This is a genomic window from Agromyces sp. C10, assembly GCF_023217995.1.
In the GTDB taxonomy this organism is placed as follows: Bacteria; Actinomycetota; Actinomycetes; order Actinomycetales; family Microbacteriaceae; genus Agromyces; species Agromyces indicus.
In genome coordinates this window covers 204994-230696 of record NZ_JALPSX010000005.1, presented here as the reverse complement: position 1 = coordinate 230696, position 25703 = coordinate 204994, and the positions used below count along the sequence as shown (strand labels likewise).

The window sequence follows — 25703 nt, the reverse complement described above, 5'->3', positions numbered from 1 at the left end:
GGTCAGAACGGCCAGATGAGCGGGACCCACAGCACCGCGACGACCACGTAGGCCAGCGCGAGCGGGATGCCGAGGCGCCAGTAGTCGCCGAAGCGGTACCCGCCGGGCTCCATCACCATGAGGTTCACGGGCGTCGCGATCGGCGTGAAGAAGGCGGCCGCGCCGACGACGGTCAGCGCCATCATGAACGGCTGCACCGAGGCATCCAGGGTGGCGGCGACCGAGACGGCGATCGGGATCATGACGAGCACCGTCGCGGTGTTGCTGATCACCTGCCCGAGCGCGAGGGTGAGCAGGCAGATCGCCAGCAGCGCGAGATGCGGACTCGCCGTGCCGACGAGCTGGAGCAGCGCGCCGGCCACGAGCTCGGCGGCGCCGGTCTCGATGAACGCGGTCGACAGGGGGATCAGCCCGGCGATGAGCACGACCGTGCTCCACTGGATCGACCGCCACACCTGCGGCAGGTCGAGCACGCGCAGGAGCACGAGCGCACCCGCCGCGACCAGGCCCGCGACGACGGGCGGCACGAGTCCCGAGGCGAGCAGTACGACCATGGCGCCGAGCACGGCGATGGCGCGCCGCGCGCCGCGCCCGAGCGGCACGGCCCGGCGCAGCGACTGCGGCTCGGTGACCGGGATGACGCCGGGGAGTCGCACGTACCGCTCGAGGGCATCCCACGGACCGCGCACGAGCAGCGAGTCGCCGGCGCGCAGCGCTTCCGGGTCGTCCTTCTCGGTTGCCGTCGGATGGCGTTCGCCGTTCCGCTTGACCGCGATGATCACCAGGTTCTCGCGCAGGGTCGTCATGCCCGGGAACACCTTGCGGCCGATGTACACCGAGCGCGGGGTGATCATCACCTCGGCGACCCCCTCGTCGGGCGTGTAGAAGGTGCCGGTGTCGAGGCTCACGTCGTAGCTGCGGCGGAACTCGCGAGCCATGGCGTCGGGATCGGCGGGAGCGGTGTCGGTGAGCTGGTCGGCCTTCCGGTCGGGCAGCAGCCGGTCGCCGAACGCGACGAGGATCGCGATGCTGAGCGCGAGCAGCGGGAGGCCGGCCAACGCGAACTCGAAGTACCCGAATGCCCTGCCGCCGGCTCCTGCAGCGGCATCCGACACGAGCACGTTCACCGGGGTGCCGGTCAGGGCGAGCAGGGATCCGGCGTGAGACGAGAAGGCGAGCGGGATGAGCAGGCGCGACGGGGCGATGCCCGCGTTGAGGGCGACCACGACGACCACGGGCAGCAGCGCGGCCACGGCGCCGTTCAGGCTGATGAAGGCGCTCAACACGGCCACCATCAGGGCGATGACGACGGTGAGCTGCCGTCGGCCGGTGCCGGCCCGGCCGATCACCTGTTGGCCCGCCCACGCGGTCACGCCCGTCGCGTCGAGTGCCTCGCTTACGACGAACAGCGTCGCGATGAAGATGACCGTCGGATCGCCGAAGCCGGCGAGCGCCTGGGGGAGGGTGATCACGCCGGTCGCCCATAGCGCGAGCGCCACGCCGACGGCGACGAGCGCGATGGGGATCCGGCCGCTCACGAACCCGAGCATCGCGAGCCCCAGGATGATGAACGTCGCGACGATCGGGTCGACCATGCCTCGACGCTAGTCGGCGCGGGCGGTGGCCGCACCGGGGATTCTGCGCAGGGGATCCTCTGAGGCACGCGTCGGCGTCGGGCCGACGGCATCGCGCTCGCGACGATCCGCCCACGCATCGGAGGGGGTCGCCCCGCGTCGGTCCGCGGGGCGACTACCGGTGATCAGCGCTCGTCGGTGTCGTGCCGCTTCCAGCGGCGCTTCGCGCCGATCCGACGGTTCACCGCGAAGGGCGCCTTGCGCGCCTGACCCTGCCCGCGCCACTGGTGCGGCTTGCAGAGCGTGCAGCCCTTGCGGCGGCGATGAGGCGAATGTGCCATGTACTCGATCCGTTCCCGTACCACTCCCGCCCGGGTGGGCAGGGTGGGTGCGGAAACGGGTTCGCGACCGAAGTCATGCGGTCATTCTCGCGGGCGCGACCGACACCGTGGGTGTTCGCACGGTCAGACCGCGAACAGCCCGCCCACGGCATCCGACCAGGCAGGGTAGCCTTCGATGGCCGCGAGCATCACCCCAGCCATCACCGCGAGCGCCCATGCGGTTCGCCTGCGCTGGGCCGACGCGATCGCGCTCCTGTGGTCTATCCGCCCTGCTCGGCGCCGAGGAAACGCTCGACCGCAGCCTTCAGGCGAGGGATGTCGCTGCGCGCGGTCGTCATGACGATGCTGTGCGCGGTGTCGAAGTAGCGGTGCGCGAGTTGGTCCCGCATTCGGACGATCTCGGCCCAGGGGATGTCGGGCTCGGCCGAGGTGACGGAAGCGCCGAGGTCCTTGACGGCTTCTCCGATCTCGACGAGACGGATGCGGATCGCGTCGAACACGATCGGATCGTCGTCTGATCGGGCGCTGTAGTCCTCGATTGCGGCGCACGCGGCCAGGATGTCGCCGAGGCGCGCGCGGGACGAGCGGCTCACACGGGTCTCGCTTCGTGCAGCACGATCTCAGCGACATCCGCTTTCAGGCTCGACGCCGGGACGATGTCGACCGGGGCGTCGAGGATCCGCTCGGCCGTGCTGCGCATCGTGCCGAGACCGAACATACCGACGTCGTCGGCCAGGTCGACGAGCAGGTCGACGTCGCTGGTCGGCGACTCGTCACCGCGGGCGACGCTCCCGAAGACGCGGACGTTCGAGGCGCCCAGCTCCTCGAGCGCGGCGACGAGTTCTTCGCGATTCGCGTTGAGCCGGGAGCGCAGCGTGCGGAGGCGTGTGCGGGGCGGCTCCGTACGGGGCCTCGCCAAGCGATCGGCCGTCGCGGTGACGCCGGCAGCCAGCTCCGTTTGGTGCGCCTCGATGAACTCACGGACGGCGACGGCGACGATGTCCTTCTTCGTTCTTCCGAGCACGTGCGCAGCGTCGCTGACCAGTCGGTCGGTGGCCGGATCAATCTTGATCGGGGTGAATGTCGTCATCTGAATACCTTGGTACCAGAGTACCATCCGGTACCGATATACAGCCTTGAACTCACGAATTCGTATCGCCGCACGGACGGAGAGCTACGCCGTCGCGGCTCGCCCGGTCGCTCCACGCAACATCCCACCGAGCCCGATCGAGTCGGCGAGCTCGTAGAGCTCCGTCTCATCCGGATGCGACGGAAGCACCGAATCCCACGCGGCGAGCCCCAACGCGAAGCTGATCACCTGCGCCCCGAGCGCGAACTCGAGGTGGTGGTAGTGCGGCCGCTGGACGAGCGCGATGCCCTCAGGGTTGGACACCGTCGCAGGGATCTTTCTGGAGTACTCGCTGAGGAGAGGCACGCCACCGTGGGATGCCTCGGAGAGAATTCGGTAATACGTGTAGAGGCGCTGACCATCGGGAATCGCCCTGCATCGGCGCTCGAACACTCGGGCCTCCATCTTCACGAAGTCGGCGTTGGCACTGAGGATCCGATCGATCGCTGCCGTGTCCGCGGGAGCGTCCGGTCGCAGGCGCGTCATCGCCTTCGCAAGATGACGGCTGTGGCGAGCCGCCTCATGGATCGAAGCGCGAACCCCCGAAGGATCCCTTGCCCACCAGACCGCGTTGACCGCGCACTCGAGGCTGAGCCTGATGAGTGGAGCAGTGGACAGGTAGATGTCGCTGCGGATCAGCTCGATGACCGAGGCGGTCAGTTCGGCGATGTGCTCGACCTGCACGTGGATCGCCACGCCGGGCATCGGAGTCCCATCGAGCCACGGAATGCTCGCGCCACCGTCACGTGCGTGCCAGATGCCGAGCAGACGGTGGAGCACCGCGATCGACTCTTCGGGGCTCGGAACCTCGGCTTCGGATGTCACTGCCCGCCTCCGAGATTGCCCGCGAGGTAGTTCAGCCCGATGATCGCGGCGCTGACGAGCAGTGCGGTCCGAACGAGTTCGACCCAGAGCTTCCGGCGTCGGCTCGTACTGCTGGCGGACGGTGCGGTGCGCGACGGGCGAGCGGCTGCGGCCGGCCTGACACGGGGCCGCGATCCGCTCGTCGCACGACTCTGGTTCAGACGCTGCTCGAGCGAGGAGAACGCGGTGAGCAATGCCGCCGGGTCGGAAGCGACGAGCCGGCGTGAACTCCACGTCTGCGGCCGCACGGCAGCTTCGACGATGCGCTGCACCTGGGCGTCGCTGTACGCCCTGCGCTGCTGCAGTGCGCCGAGGAGTTCAGCGTCGCGAACGACTCGGATCCGCACGTCGCTCGGATCAGGCTCCTGCTTGATCGTCAGCTGACGTGCGCCGACGAGCACGATGATTCCCGTCACCTCCACGGTCAGCCCGCTTTCCCGACCCAGGAGCTGTCGGGCACGCCGTGCCTCGTGAACAGCGTTGCGGATGTACGGCTGGTACTGGCCGTTCACCTGCAGAACGTTGCCCGCCACCCAGATCGACTTGCCGGCATGGTGCTTCGTGTTGACCGTGAATGCCCCCGGCGGACCGACGATCACATGATCGATGTCACTCCCGTCCGTGCCCACCGGTACGGAATGGAGCACGGTCCACTCCGGGCCGAGCTGCTCGAGCAGCCATCCGACATGCCGCTCGCCGACCGCGCCGGTGTACCACGAGCGGAGTTCCTCCACAGGTGAGGCGGTGCCGACGGTGCCGGCGTCCGATGCGGCGAGGTGTTCGAGCAGGGATTGTGCCGGGAGTCGGCCGCGCAGGTCCGTCGTCAGGCGGGTCTCAGTCGCACCTTCCGGGAGGTACGTCTCGAGCGCATCGGGATGACGCGGGTGTACGTGCTCGGTCCACGAATTCCCGGACCACCAGCGCCACTGCTCTGCTTCCCAGTCGACGTACCACCCCTTCGGTGCAGGCGGGGGTGTGACGGCTCGACGCGATCGCTCAGCGTCCGGTGTCGTAGGGGACATTCGGTCACGGTAGCCACCTTGAGGTGTGTCTCGCTGCCCCCAGATCACGGCGCATTCGGGCGGCTGGTGCCACGTTCCGGCCACGCGAACCGCAAGGTCGTCGCGACCGCCGTCTCGCCGTACATCGCGGAGCTGCGGTGGGCGCAGCACTTCGCGCTGCTGAACCGGGAGGAGATGATGGACCGGGTCATCCGGCAGGCCTCGGTGTGGGTCGGCGCGCCGGTGGAGGAGCGGGAGCGGATCAACTGCCACCACAACTTCACCGAGAGCGAGGAGCACTTCGGCAAGCGGGTGTGGGTGTCGCGGAAGGGCGCCATCCAGGCCGATGCCGGCCGGTCGGGCCCGATCCCGGGTTCGATGGGCACCGTGTCGTACGTGGTCCCAGGGCCTGCGTGATCGGATGTCGCTGAATTCCTCGCCGCACGGTGCGGGCCGGACGTACTCGCGCTCCGCCGCCCGGCGGACCCTCGCGCAGGATCAGCTGCGGGAGGCAATGGCCAGCATCGAGTTCCGCGACACCGACGCGTTCATCGACGAGATCCCGGCGGCGTACAAGCCGATCGACCGGGTGATGGCGGATGCCGCGTCGCTCGTGCGGGTGCGGCATAGGCTGCGGCCGGTGGTGAACGTGAAGGGGGACTGAGGGGTTGCTCGCTTATTGAAGGGGTGACGGATGCCGCGGCTCGCGCCCGCTCGGAGGCAGGTGAGCGCGGGCCGCGGCACGGGTCGAGCCGCGCCTGCTGGACTAGTCAGCGAGCGACTTGACGAGAGCGTCGACAGCGTCGGAGTAGAACACGAAGGAGAGCTTCGTGGCCACCTCGTCGCTCACCTCGAACAGCTGCTTGCGTGCGGATACCGGCAGCAGAAGTGTCTCGGCTCCCTTCTCCATCGCGAGCTCGGCCAGCTCGGCGGCGTTCATCACGGTTTCGACACCTCCGCCCAACGTGAGGTTTCCGACGGCGATTAGGCCCCCCTTGATACTGCGCTGGAGAAGCGAACTGCAGAGCGCGAGGAGTATCGGCAGGCCAAGGGAAGCGCCTGATTTTGACGCGTCAAGCGCTCGCACTTGAACGTTGAACTCGTGCTCTCGTGGTGACTTGTCCCCGACGAGGCCACGAGATTGGCCAACCAGGTTCTGTTCGGCGACCTGCACGCTCTCGCGAAGGGCTGCCGGGGTCGGCCGGTTGACGATTCGCACACTGCTTCCAGGGCCCTCGGTGACGTCGATGCGGTACAGGCCACTCGGTTCACCGCCAGCGGCGGGGCTCATCCCCCATATCTGACCCGGGGGGAGTGGGTCGAGGCCGATGGTGTCGGGGCTCTGGAGTTCCGGAGTGACGATGAACTTCTCAATGCCATCCTCGCCCACGCGGTATCCGAACTGGGTGTTGCGGAACTCCGCTGAACCGATGCGCCGTTGCTGCTCCTTCACCCGCCGCCGGCATTCGAGTGCCAGCTCGGCGGCCCACACGATGTCCTCGTCCGAGATCTCGGTTTCGGGATTCGGGTAGAGAAGTTTCAGCAACCCGTCGATGGTCTTGAACACCGCGGTGGTGTCGCGACCGCTGAGTGCGTCCCCCAGGTGGATCCGACCTTGGATCTTCGCCAACCGGCTCTGAGAGCGGAGTTGGGACCAGCACTCGGACAGGAAATCGCTGACCAGCCCGAAATGGTCCGTGAAGTATGTCGGATTGAGTTTCGGGACGTCCCAGCCCGGCAGGTACGCATGGAGGCGGTCCATGAATGCGGTGTCATCCCTCATCTCCGGGGGGAGGGGGGAGAGGAGATGCCCGACGCGTTGCTGGTGCACGACGTCGACATCGAAGTTGCCGACGAGAACGATCGAGCCGTCCGCACGGATGCTCTCGCGCCCGCGGCTGAACTCGCCCGACTCCATGTAACCCTTCATGATGTTGACCCCGTCCTTCTGATCGAAGGACACCCCGGAGATCTCGTCGAAACAGACGACATCGTGCTGGGCGACGAGACCTCGTTGTCCAGTGGCATTGTTCACGAACATGCGTGCCACTGTCGCTTTGCCGCCTGAGATCAGGTGCGAGTGCGGCGATATCTGCTGAAAGAGGTGGGATTTGCCTGTGCCACGCGGTCCCAGTTCGACCATGTTGAAGTTCTTCACGACGAACGGGATCATGCGCATCAAGAGGATGTCTTGTTGGCGCTCGGTCAGTCGAGAGGGTTCGAAGCCGACGCTCCGGAGGAGCAGCCGCTTCCAGTCGGTCGTAGTGAAGGCGGCGCGGCCCTCGGCAAGAGTCTGAATCGCTGACTTCGTGGAGAGCTGGATCGGACGGAGGCCTGCAACTCCGAACGGTCTACCGGACGTCTCGCCCGCGATGCCCGAGTCATATTCGAGGTCGATCTCCGCATAGAACCCGCCGGTGAGCATTCGCTCATTGTTCGCAACCAGCGTGTCGTCGATTCGGACACCGGTGAGCATGAGGCTCGGGAGCGTTGCAACGTACGCGTTCGCTTTCGCGTCCAGCTTGGCCTGGATGAGATCGATGACCTTGATGGCGCCGAGCTCGCGAGCGCGCGACTTGAACAGCTCCTCCTCGCCGGCTCGGACGGTGCGGTCACGGAGTAGACGCTCGACGACGGTCAGGCCCTCAGAGATCTCATCTTCGTCGGTCGTTGCGCAGTATCGCCCGAGCAGGAATTCGCCGACGTATGTCGGAACCGGGTAAGCACCTTTGAACTTCTGCGCGAGATCCTTGCGGACGATGAAGCCATCGAACGCACTCGCAGCCACACGGTCGAGATCATCGAGTGCTTGCATGAAGTCCAATCTATGGTCTGCGGATCCGGCAACCGGAGCGGATTCAACCGCCGACGACAGTTGAAGCCTGGGCGATGACCTGACCGGATTCATCGAGGATCACGAGCTGGACGGTCGAGCCGATGAGGCTATCGTCCTCTACGAGGAGAGCAGTGCCGTCCGCCGACCATGGCTTCGAAGAGACGATGGACGTGCTCGCATCAGCTGGCCTCAGTCTCATATCGATCATCAGACCTGGGTCCGCACCCTCCCCGCTGATTCGACATCGAAGGCCCTTCCAGATTGCGTCCTCGATCCTCACGGTCGCTCCGACCGATCCCTGCCTGACGATCAGATGCGGAGTGATTGATTCTTGCGGACTCACTCCGCCGTGGTCGTAGACCTTGCCCGCCTCGAACGCCGCGACACCTTGGGGGACTGCAACTCGAATCGCGGGGTCCCAGGTCCAGGGATATACGGGCTGGTCGACGCTTCCAGCGTGCTCTGCGAGCTGCGCACACCGGGACTTCCTGATGATCGTCTGTGCCACGGGGATGGATACGACTGGGAGACCCCCGGGGATCAGCAGCCAGCCGTGGTCTGTGACCACGTGCACGGCGGTCCAGCCCGCGGCCAGGAGGGATTCAACCCGGCCGGCGATCTCGGCCACTTCGCCGTCCACGTGGTCGGCCAGTTTCAGATCGACCTTGTGGCCCAGTGCATCCAAGTCAGCGGCTTCGGTCCAACCTCTTCCTGAGGGATCACCGAACTCTGTGTCCCGGAATGCGATCACGCCGTTCCAATCCATTGAGGAGCGAAGACCGGCGGCGTCCATGGGCTTGCCGTTCAACTCGGGCACGAAGTTCGTGCCCCCGTGTGGACTGGACGCCAATGGAGCGACGGCCGGCTTCCCGGATGCGGTCATGGAGGGAAATGGTGCGAGCCTGGTGCGGAGTTCGACAGCTGCGCCGCGAGACTCGAGAACCGACTCGAGCCGACGTCCGACGTCGAAACGAAGACCGTCGACGAAGAGAGCGCACTCTCCGACGCCGAGCTGCAGTCCGGTGTCGCTGGCGGTGCCCTCATCAATGAGCAACCCTTGCCACCTGCGCGCCGTGCTGTCGCTCCAGCCGCGGTACATCGCGTTGATCACGCCGGCAACCGCCGTTCGGCGGGGACCCTCGGGGGCCGCGGCGATTGCGGAGAGTACGAGATCGTCGGCGCGGAAGCCCCGAGAGATGTACCAGTCCCGCAATTCAGCGACAGATCCAGCGGTGACCGTGGTGTCGGTATCTTCTGCGAGCTTCGCAAGGTGCCCGATTGCCACGGCGAGCGGCGCGCGTCCGAGTTGCGCCCAGATCGATTCTCGTCGGATCGCATGCTCTCGTTCGAGTGCGAGAACCTCAGCTCGCACTTCGTTACTCGTCCCCAGGCCGCTCGTGTCCTTCAGTTTGGAGGCGAGTGCGGCTTCGGCAGCCTCGTTGTCTTGTGGCCACGAATCAGGGTGGATGGCCACGAGAACACTGTCGCGAGCTTGTCGCAGTCGCTCGATGATCCGCGGGTACCCGGAGGGTGCCTCGGAGAACCGTGCCCACACCTGCGCCCATTTGTCCTCCCGGTCTCCCAGGCGGGCAACGGCGGTGAGCGGGCCGTCTTTCGTCGGGTCGATGCCGAAGTCCTTCTTGCAGGTGCTGGCGAAAGCCTTCCACTCGGGAGTGTTCTCCACGCCACCCTCTGAATCCATCCACTTCAGGAGCGCCTTCGTCGGATCTGGGAGAAGGAGGCCGTTCAAGTAGTCGGCGTCGACAAGGCGTCGGTCAATGAGTGATTCGATCGGGACGATCGCGAGTTCACCCAGAGCGATTGACAAGGCCCCGGCGGTAGCGGCATCGGACAAGACGCGGACTCCGAGACTTCGGATGTATGAGGCCGGAGTCCACGCCGCGTTGTCGCTTTCCGCCCACCAGTTGCTGCGGAACTGCACTTCGGCGATGGGGCGGAGCATCGGAGGGCAGTCCTCCAGCGCGCGGAATGTTGCTCGATCCTTCCCAGGCAGGTAAACGATCCTCGGCATGTCGTCTTCGGACGCTGCAGCCAGCTGAGATCGGATCCAGATCGCTGGTCCTCGCGATAGCTCCTCGGAGTACTCATCGAGGGTGAGGATGGCCGCCCCTGCTCGGCGGAGGTGCGATACGACCGGCTTCCACGCCTGAATCGGGTCGGGCCAGAGGATCGCAGCGGGTGGGATCTCGTCGGCCGGGTTGTAGTTGCGAGCTCGAAGGATGGACTGATGCACTGACTCCGCGAACGTGAGCATCATGCGTCCTCTCCGCGTGCTTGCCGTTTTTGGGTGTTGGTGTGGTGGAGGTCGTTGTGGCGTTGGGTGCCGTCGGGGTTGGCGCCACGGTCTTTGTTCCAGTTGATGGTGAACTTGTTGCGGAGGATGCCCGCTTCGACGAGGGGTCGGATGTTCATCCGGACGCCGTCGTCGAGGTCGGGATCCCACCCGATGGGTTGTTCGGCGAGGCTCTTCCAGCGGACGTAGATGTCGTAGGGTGGTTCGCCTTCGAGGATGAGTTCGAGTTTGGCCTTGAGCTGCTCCGCGGCGGCCAGCCGTGCGGCGGCGCCGGGGAGTTCGTTGGTAGCGTCGTCCTTCTGCTTCTGGATCCACCAGCCGAGGGTGGTGTAGGTCAGCTTCTCGAGCGTCTTGCGGTCCAGGCGGTGATAGTTGACCAGGGCGGAGAACCCGTCGGCGCGGCCGTCCCAGACGTGCCAGATGAACGGGCGGTTCTGAAAGACCTTGGTGTGGTGCTTGAAGAATCCGTCGCGCAGCCATCCGTCGAGATCGCCCGGCTTTCCGCCGGCGGCGGTGAGCAGTTCGTCCAGCTTCGCGGTGGACCAGTCCTCGCCGTACGCGGTCGACAGAAGAGCACGCAGTCGTTCCGCCGCGGATGCCTCACCCGCGATCGGCGGCAGGCACACGATCCCGTCCTTGTCCGCCAGTCCGTCCAACGCATCGGGTTCCTGATCGGGCCAGGAGAACCCGAGCAACCGGGCCACCGCGACCTGCAACGGCTCCGTCGAGCCTGCCACGACCCCCTTGAACAGCCACTGCGTCGGATCATCCGAATGCGGCTCCGGAAGGCCATCCGGATACTGCTCCGCAGCGACCTTCCGCCAATGCTCCACATCAAACGGGACGTACTTCACAGAACGAGGCGAGACTGACAGATTTTTTGTCGCCTGTCGGATGCCAACTTCAAGTTCTCCAGACGACGCAAATGCCCACAGTGCCGGTACCAAGGTCGGATCGTGCGGCACTAGCGCCATGACTCGCTCGCTGAAGCGTTCACCGGTGTAGAGAGAGAACTTGATCCCACCCATGCGGCTCAGAACGACGCCGACTTTACCCCAAACCGGCTTCCCGCTTCTCCATTGTTGTGCTTTATGGTTGAGGTGCCGAACACTCTCAGCCAGCCGGGCAAGGGAACCAGACTCGCGTTCCCAGAGAATCACAAGCTCGCGGCCTCCGTAAGGTTCGGACGCGGTGGGGCTTGTCTGTAGGAACTCCCAGTCGTCGCCGAATTCGGGAAGTTCCCAGAATGCTCGCTCGAAGCGATTGAAGTCACCGACGCCCAGCCCAAAGGTGCACGATGCGACTTCGCCGATGGTCTGGAGTCCTGCATATTCCGCCGCGGAGATGATGTGCCCCGGATGCCGGAGCTGCTCGTCGACGGACATGACGGCAGCCGTCGTGTGGCGGACGGAGTTGCTGACTTCGGCGAAGCTTGTTGCGCCGATCACATCAATGTAGTGAAGGGTGCTATTCCGTCTTGACCCCGCGACAAGCAGCGATGGATTCGCGCGTAGTCCGGTCTGGAATGCCGAGTACCCGAGGCGGGCCAGTAACGTAATGCCAAGGCTCTCGAGCCACTTGCGCCGAAGCGCGGAGATGCTTGGCCCGGTCATCCACTCAGCCGGGCTTACGACCGCACAGGATGCTCTCGATTCATCTGCCAGTGGCCCCCAACGGTTGACCATTGCGTACCCAAGGTCATGGCGGCCAATGAAGTGTTGTTCGAACAAGTACTCGCGTAGCAGGGAGGAGTAGCGAGTAATTCCCAGATAGGGAACGTTGGTTGCGATGAGGGTGTAGGTGCGGGAGAGGAGGTCGGCGGCGTGGGCGATGCCGGCGGCTGCGTGGCCGAATACGGCGGCGGCGGGGTCGGTGTGGGTTTCGTTCGCGAGGGCGCGTTCGAGGAGCGGTGCGACGGTGTCCCAGTCGACGGTGAATAGGTCGTCTTGTTCGGCGGCGCGGCGGGGGTCGATGAGGGAGCCGAGGGTGTCGGCGTCTTTGAACAGTTCGTGGAGTCGGGTGAGGGCGGTCTCGAGTTTCACGTCGCCGTCGGCGAGGACGGTCCATTCGTGCAGGGGTGCTTTGGCGGGGATGCCCGAGCACGCCACGTTCGGCACGGGCAGTTCACGGTATCCGCCTTGCTTCCATGCCTCCAGGGCGAGGTTGAACATCGCGATCTGGGTGCAGCGCGGATCCAGTTCCAGACCGAACAGGTTGTCCCGGAGCACCGCGTCCTGCGCGTCGGCCGGGGCCCTCCCTTCGGCTTCGGCGCGCATCCGCCACATCATCCCGAACGCGGCGACCAGGAAGTGCCCCGACCCGCAGCACGGGTCCATGACCGTGACCTGGTCGACGGTGTTCGGCCAGCCGTCGAAGGACCCCGCGGCGGGAGTGCCCTCGTCGTCGAATCGGAGATACTCCCATTCGGCGATCAGCGGCGAGTGGGGGTGCCGGGCGGCCCACCAGGCGCCGAGGGAGTTCTCCAGCAAGAACCGCACCATGTAGTCCTCGGTGAACAGCTGCGTCACCGGGCTGATGTCGGCGCCGCCGATCTTCCGACCCGAGTCGTTGACCTGCTTCTTCTGCTTGGACTGCCAGTACTGGTACACCCACCCCAGCGCGTCGTCTGCGGTGAAGACTTCCTCAGGCAGGCCGGTGACGATCTTCTCCAATGCCAATCGGTCTTCCGGTGCGAGCGGCACCAGCACCGCCGGGTCATCCAAACGGAAGATCCCCGGCAGGATCTGCGACGCGAACCGTGCCGCGACCGCCCACCCGTCCGGCTCTCCTATCGACCCGGCCAGATCCTCGCAGTCCCGCAGGGACACCGGGGCGCCGTACTCGGGATGCATCAGCAGATTGTTGACCGCCAGGAACCGGGCGAACAACAACCGGTGCCATTGCTCGTACGCGACCTCCCCGACCAGCAGTGGGACCGCGTCCTCGACCGACGCCCCGGAGCGAGGATCACCCAGCTGCATCGCCCGCGCCAGCAGGCCCTCGCGCAGCCCGACCTCCTCGGCCGACAGGAACGACGGTGCCACGGCATCCGCGACACCCAACCGGGCCAACGCCGAACGCGCACCAACCTCAGCCGCGACCCGACCCTCACCGACCGCCCGCTCAAGCACCGAACGCAACCCAGACGACAACACCGACACTGTTTGATGCTCCTTAGATCACGATCGACTTGTGCTCGGCGACGGCCGCTGTGAGAAGCGCACGGAGCCGATCCATGTAGGCCTCGATATCGTCGCTGTTTTTGAGTGTCGCCTTTGGAAGCGAGATCGTCACGGCGTCGGGTTCCAAGACTCTGACGGCGAGATCACGGGCCTTTCCAACACGTGCAGGCAACGCGGCGAAGAGGTCGTCCCACGACGGGAGCGGCCTCGCGGACAGGGCTGCGAGGACCTCATCCGTCGTACCGAGCGAAGGCATTTCATGGGCCACGAGGCTCGTCTCGCGCAGGATGCTCGCGGCCTGGGCGTCGGTGAGCTCCTTCCACGCGATGTCCGCCTGCAGTTCTGCAGTCGCATCGGCGACGGCCGTGGCGTACATCGTGAATTTTGCTCCGATCACGTCCCGCAACTCGGCGGCCGCGGCGGCGACGATCGGGCCGACGGGATCCGGAATCTCGAGGAGGCTACGATTCTCGGCGACCGCGGCCAGCTGATGGCGGAAATCATGCGACGCGGGCAAGTGTGCAACGAGCGATTCGGCCATGCCGAACGCCTTCAGAGCCTTGTCCTTGCGCGTCCCGCGGTCCGTCGCGTCATGCGCGAGTTGCTTGATCTCGCCATCATGCGTGGCGACGTACAGCACGAGTTCGGCGCCAGATCGCGATTTCAGTTCGCCGAGGATTTCTGAGGTCATCGGCGGAGGAAGCGGCTTGTCGCCCCCCGCCGAGCGCATCAGGACATCGAGGGTGGTGATCAGACCGCTGCATGCCGGAGCCTCTTCATTCGGCGTCACCTGGAGGCCGAGCGCCGTGAGCACTCCCCGAGCCTTCAGTCGTGTGCTCATGTCGAGGGTGACTGCTTCTCTCCGGAACACGGTCTTCCCGATGGACGTCGCCTTGAGCTCGGATGCCGCGATGTCGGCCCCGTTGAACTGAGCGGCGATATTCCCGGCGAGGACGAGGATGGCGAGTGCCCCATCCACCGCGTCGCGAGGCCATCCGAACGGCGATGCGGAAAGTCTCTTGCGGATCTCCCCACCCGTGGTCCCCGCCGCGGGGATGCCCGCAAGCACTTCTTTGCATACCGCGTTCTCGGCTGGTTCGGCCGAGTATCCGACGGCGCTGAGCGCGTCCGGCTTGCCGGCAACCGCGTGCGCGAGAACGAGGTGCCAATTCTTCGCGTCAGCGATCGAGTACTTCGGGTAGAGGCGGTCGAGGGACTTGTGCGCGGCGGTCTCAATGGCCATGCTTAGGCTCTGCGCAGTAACGAGTGTGCCCCCTGCTTGGCGCACGATGGCCCGTCGCACCAGTCCCGCCATCAATCGCTTGATCTCAGCATCCGCGGCAGCAACGATCGAATGGATCGCCTTCTTCGCTTCTTGGCCTTCGCTTGTCGTCGGGTTCGGGCGCTGGTTGATCGTGTCTGATCCCGCTGCGTGACTGGCGAGTGCATTCGTCAGTTCGTCCCCGGCGATCTTCGGCACGAACACGTACACCACCGGTGAGTCGGTGGGTGCGGCGGCGGCAGTGTCCTGGTACTCCGTCTCGCTGGTCTCCCATCCGGTACGCACCCACACGGGGATGTCATCAGCGGGCGTGGGCGGATTCGTGCCGAACTGCACGCTGATCGAGCGCGACGTCTTCGACTCGCCGTGCGAGAGGTTTCGGGGGATCAATCGCTGAAGCTCCTCGCGGACGAGCGTCTCACGATCCATCGACACGCGCGCAAGATCGGCCTTGTACCCGGCCACACGGTTCCGATAGTCCTGGTTCCACTCCTGCCCGGTCTTGGACTGGAGGACATACTCGTCGTCGACGAGACTGAGCTTGGACTCCGACCTGAGCTGTTCGAGCAGGACCGGAACGCGCTTCCGAAGAGTCTGGCCGGAGGAACTCAGGTCGTCGACGAGTAGGTCAGCGATGTGGTCTGGGGTCGATCGAACGCCGGTGTCGGCGAAGCCCTCCCGTGAAAGCCGGGAGATCAGGAACACCAGCGCCAGGATGCGGCTCCGCAGTGGGCCGTCCGGGCCGTTGCTCTGCTCCGAAGTGATGAGGTCACTCACTTCGCGCAGCAGGACATTGGAAGTGATCATACCGGACTCTTGCTCGCCATAGAGGAAGTCGGCAGGTACAACGGTGCCGATGTCGTCCTCGGCGACCTTTCTCAGCGCCTCGTGCACGACCTTAAGCTGAGTGCGGAGCTGGCCCGCCCGCCCCCCGCGGTCGATGGCCTGGAGCGCCCGCTCCCAGAAGCGCCTTCGACTCGGAAGCACCGGGTAGTCGGCGACGAGATCGTCTGCGTCGGTCGACGCAGGTGCGATGACCGCGCCTCCCAGTTGCCGATCGATCTCGCCGGCATTCGCATCGAGGATTGCAGTGAGATCCGCGACGCGATCTGCACGCTTCCGCAGCACCACCTGTCGGATGACGTGGTCGACGTCCGCGTCCGAGAGCTGTTGCCGGACTGCGAAGCGGTCGATGAGCTTCTGCAGCGTGGCGGTCGCACCAAGATCTGATTGCCCGGTGGCGACGATGAGGAGGAGACCTCCGAACCTGCTCGAACACGCCTCAATGAGCCCCTGAACCTCGCCCGCGCGCCCAGCGTCGTCCCCGATGAAAGCCTGCATTTCGTCGAGCACCACCAGAGTGGCGGGGAGGCGGCCGGGAGCATCGCTGACAGAGGTCAGGACGGCGTCGACGAGGTCGAGCAGGGCCGGAAGAGCGAGCGACTCGGATGAGTGGAACTGCCGCCAAAGCTGATCGCGAGCCATGTCCGGACCCGAGGCCCAGTCAGGCTTGATAGCCAGGATCGCCTCAGCGAGTTCGGAGACGTACATGTTCGCCAGGACGTGGTTCCACTCGCGACCTTCGTCGCTGACAAACTCCATGACGTCGTGGAGGATCCCCTCCTCGGCCATCCAGAGAACACATCGCGCTGCTGCGATGTCCGTCGGAAGCCCGGCCGCCTTGAGGAGGATCGTGGCGAAAGCGGTGTTGATGTCCTTCGGCCCATTCAGCAGGCTGCCGGCGGCTGCGAGTCGCCCCCCGTTGCGACGCCCAAGAGTGTCCAGCTCGATGAGGTACGGCTCGATCATCTCTATGCCCTGAACAAGGCCGCGCGGCGTCGAACCGTCGGGCAGCTGTGCGTTGCTCCACAGATGCTCGAGCACCTTGACGAGATGCGACTTCCCGCTGCCATAGAACCCGCTGACCCATGCCGCCGGCTGCTGGGAACCCACGTTCTTCAGATAGGAGTCGAGAATGAGATCCAAACCCCTCTCGTAGGCTCCGTCGCAGACGAAACTCCGGAGTTCGTATCGCAGCGTGTTGATCGCGGCGTCGTCCGCTTCGTCGCCCACTTTCGCCACACCCAGGTTGGGGATGGTGCTGACGCGGGGGTCCTCCGCAAAGAGCTCCCAGTTCTTGGTCATGCGTGCTCCTCGCTTGTCGTGATGGGAAGCGCGAGGTAATTCCATCCTTCACGCGCTTCGAGCAGTCGATAGTTGCTGTTGCGATATTCCCCTGGAAAGAAGACCGCGAGACGCCCGGCGATGTGCGGAGCGAGCTCGTTCAACAACCAGCTTGTTTCAGCGAAACCGAACAGCGACCCCACCCCCAGCAATGCGACCACTGCGTCAGGGTTTGATGCCGTCGTCGCCTGGTCGAGGATCCGGACGACGAGCTGAGCGCGGAACTCGTCCAGCGCGGCCGGCGACAACAGTTCAGGCTTCGCGAAGTACCGCTTCGCGAAGGGATGGTTGCCTATCCATCGCCCGGGCTCGTCGGTGATGTCGATCAGTTGCCATGACTTGCCGGCGTCATGCGTCGCGTTCTGGAACGCCTGCATACGTGCCCGCAAGCGGCGCTCATCCATCGGCGGATAGACGATCATCCAACAGCGCTGAGCCGGCGCGAGGTTTGTGGCCCAAGGAGTTCCGGATTGGCGGCCATAATTCGCGACGAGATTCTCGAGATCGGTCATGCGTGCGTGCCTGTCATCGGTCGAAGGAGGTGTCGGAAACCGACCTCGACGACTTCGCCGCCTGATCGGTACTCGACGTAACCCTTGCGGGCCGCGTCTAGCGCCAGTGCTTCTCGTTCCGAGGGAGAAATGTCCAGGAAATCCACCCAGGGCGAGTCGAGCACGGGGCGGCCGCGACGACCTTGAAGGTACCCGAGGAGCATCGCGTAGGTGAGCGAGACCGGAGTCGCCATCACCAGTGCGCGCGTCTTGTTCGTTCGACCGACCAGATGCCCCGTCTGACTCCACGACGCCGCGGTATTCCGCCCGATCTTCTCGGCGCTCGCGCGGCTATAGCCGGGAAACGCTGCGATGAGTGCGTCAGCCATCCTGGCGTTCGAAATGACGTCACCCTCGCGGGCGCCGATCACAACCGGCGCGGTGGCGCGGAACACGCTGTCTCGCGCCAGCACGCTGAGACCGGCGAGCAGCGGCTGCGCCGCCGGGTCTTCGGTCCAAAGGTCTCGAAGCGCGCGGAACAGAACGCGCTCTGGGTCGAGTAGGTACATCTCACGAAGCGCTCTGAATGAGCGCCTTCGACCCTCGAACGTGTCGCGGCCGAGTACGTTGTGCTCGACTGCTTGGCGCTCGTAGTCGGCCAGCGTCGCCGTGTCGGGGGTGGAAGACAGCAGCGATCTGAGCAGCGGAAGTAGCATCGAGCCGCTCGTATTCGCCCCGCCGGGGGTGGAACCCTCGACGATGTCGTGGTCGTCGAAACTCATCATCGGGTCCTATCGTCAGGCGGGTCCGGCCGCGGATCGACCCGAACCGGACGTCACCATAATGCCGTGCACCTCGGACAGCGTGATCGGTCGCGCCGCGACCGAAAACAAATCGATGACGACGGGGCCACCTGCCCGTGTCGGATCTAGTGGGTCCGAGCTCATAGAACAGCCGCGATCGACGTCGCGATCGCCCGCCCGAGAGGTATCGGGACTGCATTTCCGATTTGTCGAGCGATCGCGGTCTTCGACCCGACGAACTTGAAGGTGTTTGGGAACCCCTGAAGTACGGCAGCTTCGTGGTGCGTGATGGCGCGATCGGCGGCAGGGTGGAGATACCGTCCCTTCTCCGGCTTGAAGAACTCAGTTCGCACCGTCACCGACGGTCGGTCCCAATGAAGGCGGCCCATGACGTCGCCTGACCCGCTGGTGTGTGTTCGCCAACATGGCGCCTTGAGGTGCTCGGGAAGATCGAACCGATTGCCGCCGGGCGGAATCGACGCGAAACGCTCGAGTGACAAGTTCGTGTAGTCGCGCCCGAAGTGCAGTTCTGAACCGGAATACGGTCCCAAGAGTTCGACACCCGCGAACTCAATCCTTCTTTGCGGGAGCCCACTAGATTTCGCCGGGGTATGCGGTATGCCGGCGAACGCATGCTCCACTGTCCTCGGGTTGCGCTGATGGGTGAGCTCGGGCCAGGCAGGCGCCGCGAGACCCTTGCGATATCCGATCATCACGGCGCGCTTTCTGGCCTGTGGCGACCCGTAGTCGGCTGCGTTGAGTATGCGCCAGTCGATCGAGTACTGCCCGAGTGTCGGGTCGTCCCGGAGCGTTTCCTGGAACTGTTTGAACTGCGGTGACTTCGAGAATGCGGCCACGTTCTCGACTACGAAGATGGACGGCAGAGTGCGGCGAATCGTTTCCGCGTACTGCTCCCAAAGGGAGTTGCGCTCGTCCTCCACGTCCTGTTTGCCGAGGGTGGAGAACCCCTGGCACGGAGGGCCTCCGATGATGACGTCGAAGTCCTGCCGCCACTGGTCGGTCTCGAGCCAATCCTGGATCGGGCCGACGAAGACGGACGCATTCGGGAAATTCTGAGCGAACGTGGCTGCGGCGGCGACATCCATCTCGACTGCTTGGACCGTGACGAATCTCGAGGAAGCCTCGTGCATCCCTTGGCTGAAGCCGCCTGCGCCGGAGAACAGGTCCAGGACTCGGATCGGAGATGACGTCACGTCCTCGATCGTAGACGCCACCGCCCAGGACGATCCGCCGGCTCGCGGCACAGCAATAGCGGTAGCGTCAGGGGCGTGAGCGAATCGTCTTGGGCTTCGTCACCGGGCGTGCGCCGATCGATGCAGGGGAACAGGGGGCGGGACACGTCCACTGAGATGCGGGTCCGCAAGGCGCTCTTCGCCAGTGGCTATCGCTATCGAGTCAACTATCGCCCTCTGCCAAGCCTCCGCAGGACCGCAGACATAGCCTTCACGCGGGCCAAGCTCGCCGTCTTCATCGATGGGTGCTTCTGGCACGGCTGCCCTCTCCATTTCACCCAACCGAAAGCCAATGCGGCGTACTGGACCGCGAAGATTCAACGAAACCGGGAGCGTGACCGCGAGACGAACGAGGTGCTCGAGCAAGCCGGGTGGAAAGTCGCACGATACTGGGAGCATGAGCCGGTAGCGGAGGTCACTTCCTCGATTCGGGCCCTTGTTGACGCTGCTCGTCCGGAGGGATCGCGACGATAGTGGCGGCGCCAGTCGCCTTCTGCACCCGCAGGCAACTCAGCGCGGCACCTTTCGCACGTCGCGCCGACCCAATAGCCTCCGACATGTGTCCCAAGGAAGGAGTCCGGCATATGTCGGTGCCTGACCCGCTCGTGTTGCGGTTCGACCCACAGACGGTCGATCATCTCGGCGCGAAGATGTACTCCCACTTGCCGAACGCCGTAGCCGAACTCGTGGCGAATGCGTACGACGCCGATGCCTCCCAGGTGAACATCGTTATCAGCGCCGACGGAACCGTCGAGATCAGGGACGACGGCCATGGAATGTCAAGAACGGACATCTCGGACAAGTATCTGAGAATCGGCCGTAATCGACGCCAGACGACGGAGTCGACCTTGACCGAAAGCGGCCGGAGGCAGGTGTCCGGCAAGAAAGGCCTCGGTAAGCTCGCGCTCTTCGGAATAGGACGCCACGTCACGGTGTCGTCAACACGAGCGGGATCCACGGAGCGCACCACGATCGAGCTCGACTACGCCCAGATGATGGACGCGAAAGGGGAATACAGGCCGTTCGAATCAAGCTCGAATGCAGACCCGGATGAGCACGGCACCTCCGTGCTCCTCAGTGCGCTCAAGCGCACGAGTGCAATCGATGCCAAGGAACTCGCCGCCAGCCTCTCCCGGCTGTTCAATTACGTGGATAGCGACTTCGCGGTGGCTGTGATCGCACCGGACGGCGCTCGGCATCCGCTGTCGGCGGATCTTCGGCTGAGCGCTGTCGAGGTCGAGTTTGTATGGGAGTTTCCTTCGGCGTGGACAGAAGGCGATGAGTTCGGGAAAAGTCGCTCGATTTCCGGCACGGTTGTTTCGTCTGCCTCGCCTCTTCGCCACGGCATGCGCGGGATCACGATATATGTGAATGGTCGACTAGCCAATGAGCCAGAGTTCTTCGGAGCATCCGAATCCAGCTATGCGTTTTCGTATCTCTCGGGCTACTTGGACATCGACTACCTGGATTCCATCGAGCCCGACGTCATCGCCACAGACCGCCGTGCAATCGACTGGGAGACTCCGGAGACCGAGGCTCTGCGGCGTCAGCTCCAAGCGTTGATGGTCCGGCTGGGCCAAGAGTGGCGCGTTCGTCGCGCCGAGCTGAAACGCAAGAGGGTTGAGAAGAAGATCGGTGAACCTACAGAAGCATGGGTTGGGACGATCAAATCGCGCGAGCAGGAATCGGTTCGTGAACTCGTATCCGCTATCGAGTCGGATGCAGTCGACATGAGTGTTGTGCAGCAGAGCGAGATCATCGCCCTGGTCAAGAAAGTCGCGCCGCCCTACGCCGAGTATGTCTGGCGCCACCTCCACCCTGACATCCAGGACGTTACGCGTGCCTACTATGAGGATGGGAATTACTACATCGCAGTTCAAGAGGCGATGAAGCGATTCGTGAAGCGTGTTCGAGAGCGGTCCGGGGCCCAACAGGAATCCGATTTCAGCATGCTGGGAGCAGCATTCGGTGATGCCGGGTTGTATAGGGTCTTTCGATCGCTCGCGGCAACCCACGGATTCTCCGAGCAGACCGAGAAGAACGTGGAGAATGGGCAGAAGCATATGTCGATGGGAATGGTCGCGGGTTTTCGTAACCCTCTGGCCCATGAGGAGATCGAGTTGCTTCGATCGTCTGGTGCGTTCACCAATGACGACTGTCTCGATGCGCTCAGCATCGTTTCTCACCTGATGAGGCGCCTGGATGCTGGCGGACTTGCGGCGGGCAGTTAGCGCGGCATGCGTCGTCGGATCCTGTTCCCAGGGACCACCCCGATGCATCCGCCTCTCACCCGGGTGCATGATCCCCTCGTAACCGTCTACGAAGGCCGGCCGCCCGCGCGCGGCGCCCAGCGCACGCGCGCGCACGACCGCCATCCGCAACGGAGGGGAGCGGATCATGGGCATGATCGACGGCAAGGAGCTCGACCCGGTCGAGGCGCCGAAGGTTCAGCGGCGGGTGGTCGTCAAGGTCACCGACGCGGCGCGGCGCGAGCGGGCGCTGAGGGAGCGTCCGGGTGAGCGGCGGGCGGGGGAGCAGGAGGACGACGTCGGCCGTGAGCTGGTCGATGCGGTCGCGTACCTCGGGGACGTGATCGCGGAGTACCAGGATCGGGTGGCCGGCGAGGCGTACCTCGAGCCGATGGTCGGGCGCGATGAGCGCGAGCGGCTCGGACGGGGGCGGCGGGCCCGGTTCGACGGGTATGCGGCGATCACGGTGCGGGACGAGGCATCCGCTGCCGAGCTCGCCAAGGAACTCGACGCGCGCGACGACGTCGAGACCGCCTACGTCGAGGGCGGGCCGACGCCGCCGCCCGTGAACGCGAGCGACGACCCGCGCAGCGGGAACCAGGGGTACCTGGATGCCGCGCCCGACGGCATCGACGCGCGGTGGGCGTGGGGTGCGACGGATGGCGCGGGCATCGGGTTCGTCGACCTCGAGCAGGGGTGGACGCTGAACCACGAGGACCTCGCGGCGGCCGGCATCACGGTCATCTCGGGCGTGAGCCACGCGTACCACGGGCACGGCACGGCGGTGCTCGGCGAGGTCGTCGCGGTCGACAACACCAGGGGCGGCGTGGGCATCGCGCCCGCGGCATCCGCTCGGGTCGTCTCGCAATACCGCACGTCGACGAGCTACAGCACCGCGGCGGCCATCATCTCGGCGGCAGATGCGATGTCGCCGGGCGACGTGCTGCTGCTCGAGGCGCAGACCACCGCGGCCGGGTCGTCGACGACGTACCTTCCGGTCGAGGTCGAGCAGGCGGTGTTCGACGCCATCCGCGATGCGGTCGACGCGGGCATCGTCGTGGTCGAGGCGGCCGGGAACGGCGGCAACGACCTCGACGACTGGACGGATGCCTCCGGCCGCCACCTGCTGAAGCCCGGCGACGACGACTTCCGCGATTCCGGGGCCATCATGGTCGGCGCCGCGTCATCCGCCGCGCCGCACTCGCGGCTCGACTTCTCGAACCACGGCAGCCGCATCGACTGCTACGCGTGGGGCCAGAACGTCGACACCACGGGCGACGGATGGACCGGCACCTCGACCACGGCGTACACCGGGTCGTTCGGTGGAACGTCCGGCGCGAGCCCGATCGTCACGGGCGCAGCGGTGCTGCTGCAGAGCTGGCGGAAGGCGCGGAAGGGGCAGCCGTTCGATCCGGCGACCGTGCGCGTCTGGCTGTCGGCTGCGCTCAACACCGCGAGTGCCGACCCGGCGACCGACCGCATCGGGGTCATGCCGAACCTCCGCGCGATCTTCGACCGCATCGAGAAGAACGAGCGGTTCAGGATCGACGACCGGTTCGTCTACTGGGTGTACATCCTGTTCGGCGTCATCAACGATGCGCCCGGGCTCATCTGGGTGCCGGGCAAGGGGCCGGTGCCGGTCGACCCGCAGTGGCGGGACGTCGCGGTGCGCGAGCGCCGCGAGCTGGTGGCCGCGATCGCGAAGGAGGCCCGAGCGTTCGACGGGAGGTTGACGGCGAAGCAGCTGGACCGGATCGCGGAGAAGGCGTTCAAGCAGATCGCGCAGTAAGGGGTGCGGCGGAGCGCGTCCCGTCAGCGCTCCGCGCTCCACGCCCGCAACTTCTCCGGGTTCATGACGATCCACACGTCCGCGACCCGCCCGTCGACGACCCGCAGGTTCACCACCCCGATCACCGCACCGCCGCGGCGGACGGCGAAGCCGGCGCCATCCGTCGTCTCGAGGGGTTCGACCTGGTCGTCGGGGTTCTTGGCGAGCAGGCCGAGCAGGAAGCGGGCGACATGGTCCGCGCCGAGCACGGGCTTGCGGGCGGCGGTGACGAGTCCGCCGCCGTCGGAGCGCAGCACGACGTCGGGGTCGAGCACCGACACGAGGGCCGCGAGGTCGCCGGATGCCGCGGCGGCACCGAACGCGGCGACCACCCGGTCGTGCTCGGCGCGGGCCACGGTGCGTGAGCGCGAGTCGGCGACACGACGGCGGGCGGAGGTCGCGAGCTGGCGCACCGCGGCGGGGGAGCGGCCGACGAGCTCCGCGATCTCGGGGAACGGCACCGCGAACACGTCGTGCAGCACGAACGCGACGCGCTCGGCGGGCGTCATCGACTCGAGCACGACGAGCAGGGCGCTCGACACCGCCTCGTCGAGGGTCACGCGGTCAAGCGGGTCGGCCGTGGCATCCGTCGTCGTGTCGGTTCGGGGCCGAGCGGATGCCGCGGGGCCGGCCGAACCCGCACGCGACGCGAAGAACCCCGCCGGCAGCGGCTCGGGCAGCCACGGCCCCACGTACCGTTCGCGTCGCGCGCGCGCCGTGCCGAGCATGTCGAGGCAGACGCGGCCCGCGACGCGGGTCAGCCAGCCCTGCGGGTTCGCGATCGCGGCGCGCTCGGCGTCCGACATCCGGTACCAGCGCACGTAGGTCTCCTGCACGGCGTCCTCGGCCTCGCCGGTGGTGCCGAGCATGCGGTACGCGAGCGCCAGCAGGCGGCGGCGCTCGGCGGCCACGTCGGCGAGCTCGTCATCGGTGCGCACGGCACCCATCGTGTCATCCGTCATCGTCAGTGCTCCCTTCACCAAGCATGACGGCGCAGCCGCCCGAATCGTGAGCCACCTCACACTTCGCCTCCACGTGTCGTCAGTACGGGTATGAACAGAATCCACACGGCTGCGCTCGCGCTGACCGCCGCCATCGCGTGCTTCGTCGGCGGGTGGGCGTCGTTCGCGCCCGCCGCGTTCTACGACTCGTTCCCGGGCGTGCTCGGGCAGTGGGTCGCCACCGACGGACCGTACAACGAGCACCTCGTGCGCGACGTCGGCGCGTTCTACCTCGCCCTCGGTGCGGCATCCGTCGCCGGGTTCGCCTGGCGCAGCCCCGCCGTCGTCCGCCTGCTCGGCCTCGCCTGGACGGTCTTCGGCGCGCTCCACCTCTGGTACCACGCCACCCACCTCGACCACCTCGACACGGATGCCGCGATCGGCACCGCCGTCTCGCTGACGCTCAGCCTCGGGCTCGGCATCCTGCTGCTGATCCCCGCGCGCGGGAGCGGGGCCGGGTCCGCCGCGACCGCTGGCGTCGCCGAGCCCGCGGCATCCGTTCTCCCCGATGCCCGCCGCGCGCGCGAGGAGGTGGCCCGATGAGGATCGCCGTCGCCGGGGGAACCGGCACCGTCGGCCGCCACGTCGTCGCCGCCGCCGAGGCGCGCGGACACGACGTGCTCACCCTCACCCGCCACGACGGGCACGACCTCGAGACCGGCACCGGACTCGCCGCCGCGCTCGCCGGAGCCGACGCCGTGATCGACGTCGCGAGCGTCGTCACGCTGTCCGGGCGCCGGGCGCGCGAGTTCTTCACGAACGTCACCGGCAACCTGCTGCGCGCCGAACGCGCCGCGGGCGTCGCACACCACATCGCCCTGTCGATCGTCGGCATCGACGGCGTCGACGACGCGCACTACGCCGGCAAGCTCGCGCAGGAGACCCTCCTCGCCGACAGCCCGGTGCCGGTCACCATCCAGCGGGCGACGCAGTTCCACGAGTTCGCGGCGCAGGTCGCGGCGACCGCGACGTACGGGCCGGTGACGATCGTGCCGAAGGCGCTGATCCGGCCGGTCGCGGCGCGCGAGGTCGGCGCCCGGCTCGTCGAACTCGCCGAGGGTGCGCCGGTGGACGGCCGGGCCCCCGACCTCGTCGGGCCGCGCGACGAGCGGCTCGCCGACCTGGTGCGGCGCCTCCACGCCGTCGAGGGCGTGCGACGCGGGGTGCTCGAGGTGCGCTTCCCGGGGCCGTTCGGGCGCGCGCTCGCCTCCGGCGCGGTGCGGGGCGGGGCCGATGCCGCGCGCGGACGCATCACGTTCGACGAGTGGCTGCGGTCGGGCGACCGCGCGGCGGTGGCGAAGGCGGGCGCGCGCGGGTGAACGGATGCCGCGGCATCCGCTCACCCGCATCGCGACGCGCGGGGCCGTGCGC

Annotated in this window: 19 protein-coding genes and 1 pseudogene; 6 read left to right on the top strand and 14 right to left on the bottom strand. The window is 66.2% G+C overall.

Annotated features, from left to right (window positions below; translation table 11 throughout):
• Positions 1–2 precede the first annotated feature (2 nt).
• The 6 genes from M1L56_RS07735 to M1L56_RS07710 form a co-directional block, all read right to left on the bottom strand.
• On the bottom strand, positions 3–1595 hold the full coding sequence (locus M1L56_RS07735) for an SLC13 family permease (RefSeq protein ID WP_248598782.1): 1593 nt from the start codon (positions 1593–1595) through the stop codon (positions 3–5).
• Between the two features lie 164 nt (positions 1596–1759).
• Entirely contained in the window at positions 1760–1915 is a 156-nt protein-coding gene (locus M1L56_RS07730; protein WP_248598781.1) for a hypothetical protein, read from the bottom strand.
• A 260-nt stretch (positions 1916–2175) separates the two neighbouring features.
• Complete coding sequence (locus M1L56_RS07725) at positions 2176–2508, bottom strand: HepT-like ribonuclease domain-containing protein (protein WP_308198832.1); 333 nt, start codon at positions 2506–2508, stop codon at positions 2176–2178.
• Positions 2505–3005 (bottom strand): nucleotidyltransferase family protein, encoded by a 501-nt coding sequence (locus tag M1L56_RS07720; RefSeq protein ID WP_248598779.1) that lies wholly within the window; start codon positions 3003–3005, stop codon positions 2505–2507. The genes M1L56_RS07725 and M1L56_RS07720 overlap by 4 nt, the downstream gene beginning before the upstream one ends.
• An 84-nt stretch (positions 3006–3089) precedes the next feature.
• Entirely contained in the window at positions 3090–3869 is a 780-nt protein-coding gene (locus tag M1L56_RS07715) for a hypothetical protein (RefSeq protein WP_248598778.1), read from the bottom strand.
• Entirely contained in the window at positions 3866–4930 is a 1065-nt protein-coding gene (locus M1L56_RS07710; protein ID WP_248598777.1) for an NERD domain-containing protein, read from the bottom strand. Before M1L56_RS07710 ends, M1L56_RS07715 begins: the two co-directional genes overlap by 4 nt.
• A gap of 120 nt (positions 4931–5050) precedes the next feature.
• On the opposite strand from M1L56_RS07710, the pseudogene M1L56_RS07705 reads away from it, so the two are divergent.
• Positions 5051–5573, top strand: a pseudogene (locus M1L56_RS07705) (RtcB family protein); the annotation flags it as partial.
• A 102-nt stretch (positions 5574–5675) separates the two neighbouring features.
• Here M1L56_RS07705 and brxL read toward each other — a convergent pair.
• The 7 genes from brxL to M1L56_RS07670 all read right to left on the bottom strand — a co-directional run bounded on the left by brxL (position 5676) and on the right by M1L56_RS07670 (position 19215).
• Positions 5676–7724 (bottom strand): BREX system Lon protease-like protein BrxL, encoded by a 2049-nt coding sequence (gene brxL / locus M1L56_RS07700; RefSeq protein ID WP_248598776.1) that lies wholly within the window; start codon positions 7722–7724, stop codon positions 5676–5678.
• Positions 7725–7767: 43 nt separating this feature from the next.
• On the bottom strand, positions 7768–10023 hold the full coding sequence (pglZ, locus tag M1L56_RS07695; RefSeq protein ID WP_248598775.1) for a BREX-1 system phosphatase PglZ type B: 2256 nt from the start codon (positions 10021–10023) through the stop codon (positions 7768–7770).
• Positions 10020–13220, bottom strand: a complete 3201-nt coding sequence (locus M1L56_RS07690; RefSeq protein ID WP_248598774.1) for a BREX-1 system adenine-specific DNA-methyltransferase PglX — start codon at positions 13218–13220, stop codon at positions 10020–10022. The genes pglZ and M1L56_RS07690 overlap by 4 nt, the downstream gene beginning before the upstream one ends.
• 13 nt (positions 13221–13233) lie before the next feature.
• Positions 13234–16668: a BREX system P-loop protein BrxC gene (gene brxC, locus M1L56_RS07685; protein ID WP_248598773.1), complete on the bottom strand. Its 3435-nt coding sequence runs from the start codon at positions 16666–16668 to the stop codon at positions 13234–13236.
• Positions 16665–17219, bottom strand: coding sequence for a BREX protein BrxB domain-containing protein (locus M1L56_RS07680; protein WP_248598772.1), 555 nt, complete (start codon positions 17217–17219; stop codon positions 16665–16667). The genes brxC and M1L56_RS07680 overlap by 4 nt, the downstream gene beginning before the upstream one ends.
• Entirely contained in the window at positions 17216–17980 is a 765-nt protein-coding gene (locus M1L56_RS07675; RefSeq protein ID WP_248598771.1) for a hypothetical protein, read from the bottom strand. Before M1L56_RS07675 ends, M1L56_RS07680 begins: the two co-directional genes overlap by 4 nt.
• 161 nt (positions 17981–18141) lie before the next feature.
• Positions 18142–19215: a DNA cytosine methyltransferase gene (locus M1L56_RS07670; RefSeq protein ID WP_248598770.1), complete on the bottom strand. Its 1074-nt coding sequence runs from the start codon at positions 19213–19215 to the stop codon at positions 18142–18144.
• Positions 19216–19335: 120 nt separating this feature from the next.
• Here M1L56_RS07670 and M1L56_RS07665 point away from each other — a divergent pair, with 120 nt between their 5' ends.
• The 3 genes from M1L56_RS07665 (at position 19336) to M1L56_RS07655 (ending at position 23292) form a co-directional block, all read left to right on the top strand.
• The gene (locus M1L56_RS07665; RefSeq protein ID WP_248598818.1) at positions 19336–19728 is read left to right on the top strand and encodes a very short patch repair endonuclease; all 393 of its coding nucleotides are present in this window, start codon (positions 19336–19338) and stop codon (positions 19726–19728) included.
• Positions 19729–19838: 110 nt separating this feature from the next.
• Positions 19839–21485: a TIGR02391 family protein gene (locus tag M1L56_RS07660; protein ID WP_248598769.1), complete on the top strand. Its 1647-nt coding sequence runs from the start codon at positions 19839–19841 to the stop codon at positions 21483–21485.
• Positions 21486–21651: 166 nt separating this feature from the next.
• On the top strand, positions 21652–23292 hold the full coding sequence (locus M1L56_RS07655; protein WP_248598768.1) for a S8 family peptidase: 1641 nt from the start codon (positions 21652–21654) through the stop codon (positions 23290–23292).
• A 23-nt stretch (positions 23293–23315) separates the two neighbouring features.
• Here the strand turns inward: M1L56_RS07655 and sigJ are convergent, their stop codons facing one another.
• Positions 23316–24293, bottom strand: a complete 978-nt coding sequence (gene sigJ, locus M1L56_RS07650; RefSeq protein ID WP_248598767.1) for an RNA polymerase sigma factor SigJ — start codon at positions 24291–24293, stop codon at positions 23316–23318.
• 90 nt (positions 24294–24383) lie between these two features.
• Here sigJ and M1L56_RS07645 point away from each other — a divergent pair, with 90 nt between their 5' ends.
• Complete coding sequence (locus M1L56_RS07645; protein ID WP_248598766.1) at positions 24384–24875, top strand: hypothetical protein; 492 nt, start codon at positions 24384–24386, stop codon at positions 24873–24875.
• On the top strand, positions 24872–25651 hold the full coding sequence (locus tag M1L56_RS07640) for an SDR family oxidoreductase (protein WP_248598765.1): 780 nt from the start codon (positions 24872–24874) through the stop codon (positions 25649–25651). Before M1L56_RS07645 ends, M1L56_RS07640 begins: the two co-directional genes overlap by 4 nt.
• Positions 25652–25703: the final 52 nt, after the last annotated feature.